Here is a 3,336-nt window from a genome sequence, read left to right as displayed (position 1 = left end):
GGGTACGGGGGAACGCGGCGGGGCCGGAGGAGACTCCGTGCGCCGCCGGGTCGGGTCCGGGTCTGGCCCGGGTCTGGCCCGGGGCCGCCGGATGGGTGTGGGTCGGCCGGGACCGCCGGATGGGTCTGGGTCGGGCCGGGACCGCCGGATGGGGCCGGGTCAGGCCCGGGGGGCCTCGCGGGCCGTGTCGAGCAGGGTGAGGACGAGGCGGGCGGTCTCGGTGGGGGTGTTCCCGACCTTGACGCCGACCGCCTCCAGCGCCGCCTTCTTCGCCTGGGCCGTGCCCGCCGAACCGGACACGATGGCGCCGGCGTGGCCCATGGTCCTGCCCTCGGGCGCGGTGAATCCGGCGATGTAGCCGACGACGGGTTTGGTGACGTGCTCACGGATGTAGGCGGCCGCCCGTTCCTCGGCGTCGCCGCCGATCTCCCCGATGAGCACGATCAGTTCGGTGTCGGGGTCGTCCTGGAAGGCGGCCAGGCAGTCGATGTGGGTGGTGCCGACGACGGGGTCTCCGCCGATGCCGACACAGGTGGAGAATCCGATGTCGCGCAGCTCGTGCATGAGTTGGTAGGTGAGCGTGCCCGACTTGGACACCAGCCCGACGCGGCCGGCCCTGGTGATGTCGGCCGGGATGATGCCGGCGTTGGACTGTCCGGGCGAGATGAGGCCCGGGCAGTTGGGGCCCACGATGCGCGTCCCCTTCTTCCTCGCGTACGAGGTGAAGGTGACCGAGTCGTGGACGGGGATGCCCTCGGTGATGACGACGGCGAGGCCGATGCCGGCGTCCGCGGCCTCGACGACCGCCGCCTTGGCGAAGGCGGGCGGCACGAAGACGACGGTGACGTCGGCTCCGGTCTCCCGTATCCCGTCGGCGACCGAACCGAAGACGGGTACGACCCGGTCGTCGAAGTCGACGGCCTGGCCGGCCTTGCGCGGGTTGACGCCGCCGACGACGTCGGTGCCGGCGGCGAGCATGCGGCGGGTGTGTTTCATGCCCTCGCCGCCGGTCATGCCCTGCACGAGGACCCTGGACTCCTTGGTCAGGAAGATGGCCATGTCCCGCTCCTTCAACTGGTGTGGGCGAGTTCGGCGGCCCGGCGGGCGGCGCCGTCCATGGTGGTGGCCTGCTGGACCAGGGGGTGGGCGTGCCGGTCGAGGACGGCCCGGCCGCGGGCGGCGTTGTTGCCGTCGAGGCGTACGACGAGCGGCTTGGTGAGCCGTACCTCGTCCAGGGCCCGCACGATGCCGTCGGCGACCGCGTCGCAGGCGGTGATGCCGCCGAAGACGTTGACGAACACGGACTTCACGGCCGGGTCCGACAGGATGACCGTCAGTCCGTCGGCCATGACCCGGGCGGAGGCGCCGCCGCCGATGTCGAGGAAGTTGGCGGGACGGGCCCCGCAGCCGGCGACCACGTCGAGGGTCGACATGACCAGGCCGGCGCCGTTGCCGATGATGCCCACCTCGCCGTCGAGCTTGACGTAGTTGAGGCCCTTCGCGGCGGCGGCCGCCTCCAGCGGGTCGTCGTGGGCGATCGTGTCGCCGTTCCAACGAGCCTGCCGGAAGAGGGCGTTGTCGTCGAGGGTGACCTTGCCGTCGAGGGCGAGGACGTGCCCCTGCCGGGTGCGCACGAGCGGGTTGACCTCGACGAGGAGGGCGTCCTGGCGGACCAGGACCTCCCACAGCCGTACGAGGACGTCGACGGTCTGCGCCGGCAGGCCGGCCGCGTCGGCGATCTCGGTCGCCTTCGCCGAGGTGACGCCCTCGGCGGGGTCGACGGGTATCCGGGCGACCGCCTCCGGGCGGACCGCGGCGACCTCCTCTATGTCCATGCCGCCCTCAGCCGAGGCGATGGCGAGGAAGCGACCCGCGACCCGGTCGAGGACGTAGGCGACGTAGAACTCGCTGTCGATGTCCACCGGCTGGGCCAGCATGACCTTCCCGACCGTGTGTCCTTTGATGTCCATGCCGAGGATCCGGCGTGCCGTCCGCTCGGCCCCGACGGGGTCTGCGGCGAGCCGCACCCCGCCCGCCTTGCCCCGGCCACCGGTCTTGACCTGCGCCTTGACGACGACGCTGCCGCCGAGCCTGCGGGCGATCGCACGGGCCTCCTGGGGCGAGTCGGTGACCTCCGCCCTCGGCACCGGGATTCCGTGTTCCTCGAAGAGGGTCCGGGCCTGATGCTCGTACAGGTCCATGATGAGGCTCCCGTCTGAAGTGATGCGCGACTGAAAGTGCTGCGCGAAGTGCTGCGCGACTGAAAAGTGCTGCACGCCCCCTGGACATCACCCATCGGATGCGGGATAACAATCTTCATACAGTATTCGTCGACTGTATGCAATGTGCCGAGCAGGGGTCAGGACCAGCGCACCAGGACGCTCAAGGCAACGGACAAGTGAGGTGGCTTGTGTCGAGAACGGCTCTTGAGGGTGTGCGGGTGTTGGACATGACGCATGTGCAGTCGGGTCCGTCGGCGACGCAGTTGCTGGCGTGGCTGGGGGCGGATGTGGTGAAGGTGGAGGCGCCGGGCGGGGACATCACGCGCCGGCAGTTGCGGGATGTGCCGGAGGCGGACTCGCTGTACTTCACGATGCTCAACTGCAACAAGCGCAGCATCACGTTGAACACGAAGACGGAGCGGGGGCGGGAGATCCTGACCGCGCTCATTCGGGGTGCGGATGTGATGGTGGAGAACTTCGCGCCGGGCGCGGTGGACCGGATGGGGTTTGCGTGGGAGCGGATCAGGGAGATCAACCCGCGGATCGTGTACGCCTCGATCAAGGGTTTCGGTGAGGGCCCGTACACGGACTTCAAGGCCTATGAGGTGGTGGCGCAGGCGATGGGCGGGTCGATGGCGACGACCGGGTTCGAGGACGGTCCGCCGCTGGCCACGGGTGCGCAGATCGGTGACTCCGGTACCGGTATCCACGCGGTGGCGGGGATTTTGGCGGCGTTGTTGCAGCGGGAGCGGACCGGGCGCGGGCAGCGGGTGAACGTGGCGATGCAGCACGCGGTTTTGAACCTGTGCCGGGTCAAACTCCGTGACCAGCAGCGCCTGGCCCACGGCCCGCTCGCGGAGTACCCCAACGACGACTTCACCGACGAGGTCCCGCGTTCGGGGAACGCGTCGGGGGGCGGGCAGCCGGGCTGGGCGGTGCGGTGCGCGCCGGGCGGCCCCAACGACTACGTGTACGTCATCGTCCAGCCCCAGGGCTGGCAGCCCCTGTCCGCCCTGATCGGACGCCCCGAGCTGGCGGAGGATCCCGAATGGGCCACTGCTGAGGCACGGTTGCCGAAGCTGGCGAAGATGTTCCAGCTGATCGAGGAATGGAC

General features: G+C 70.2%; 3 protein-coding genes. 1 reads left to right on the top strand and 2 read right to left on the bottom strand.

The window, feature by feature from the left end; all coding sequences use genetic code 11:
• Positions 1 to 159: 159 nt before the first annotated feature.
• Together sucD and sucC are read right to left on the bottom strand one after the other, a co-directional pair.
• The gene (sucD, locus tag AOJ26_RS25010; protein WP_053850594.1) at positions 160 to 1,059 is read right to left on the bottom strand and encodes a succinate--CoA ligase subunit alpha; all 900 of its coding nucleotides are present in this window, start codon (positions 1,057 to 1,059) and stop codon (positions 160 to 162) included.
• A gap of 11 nt (positions 1,060 to 1,070) precedes the next feature.
• A complete protein-coding gene (sucC, locus tag AOJ26_RS25005; protein ID WP_053850593.1) occupies positions 1,071 to 2,201 on the bottom strand; it encodes an ADP-forming succinate--CoA ligase subunit beta in 1,131 nt (376 codons plus the stop codon).
• A 248-nt stretch (positions 2,202 to 2,449) separates the two neighbouring features.
• Between sucC and frc the strand changes: the two genes are divergently transcribed.
• The coding region (frc, locus tag AOJ26_RS25000) for a formyl-CoA transferase (protein WP_053850595.1) at positions 2,450 to 3,336 on the top strand (887 nt) is incomplete at its 3' end.

Source organism: Streptomyces sp. NRRL B-24085 (assembly GCF_001282115.1).
Taxonomy (GTDB): Bacteria; Actinomycetota; Actinomycetes; order Streptomycetales; family Streptomycetaceae; genus Streptomyces.
Note: the sequence above shows the minus strand (reverse complement) of the source record. Positions and strands in the feature narration are given on the sequence as shown.